At 66.8% G+C, this 349-nt stretch carries 1 protein-coding gene; it reads left to right on the top strand.

Features of this window, described 5'->3' with window-relative positions; translation table 11 throughout:
• Nucleotides 1-37: 37 nt before the first annotated feature.
• A partial coding sequence (locus tag RVY79_RS18155; RefSeq protein ID WP_411161746.1) for a molybdopterin-dependent oxidoreductase occupies nucleotides 38-349 on the top strand: 312 nt, incomplete at its 3' end.

The raw sequence follows: 349 nt of genomic DNA, 5'->3' as shown, positions 1-349 counted from the left end.
CCGCCAGGCCGGCGATACGTACCTCAAGGCCGGCAGCGTGATCGCTTGCTGGGGCATGGGGATCACGCAGCACAAGCACTCGGTGGCGACCATCCAGATGATCGTCAACCTGCTGCTCCTGCGCGGCAACATCGGCCGCCCGGGCGCCGGCGCGTGCCCGGTGCGCGGCCATAGCAACGTGCAGGGCGACCGGACAATGGGCATCTACGAGAAGCCCGCACCCGCGTTTCTCGATCGGCTGGAAAAGGTGTTTGGCTTCAACGTGCCGCGCGAACATGGCTATGACACCGTCGGTGCCATCGAAGCGATGCGCAACGGCGCGGGGCGCGTGTTCTTTGCCATGGGCGGC

Origin of the sequence: Chromohalobacter sp. HP20-39, from assembly GCF_033052815.1 — a bacterium.
Classification (GTDB): domain Bacteria; phylum Pseudomonadota; class Gammaproteobacteria; order Pseudomonadales; family Halomonadaceae; genus Chromohalobacter.
The sequence above is the reverse complement of the archived record's forward strand: the minus strand, read 5'-3'. Positions and strand labels throughout refer to the sequence as shown.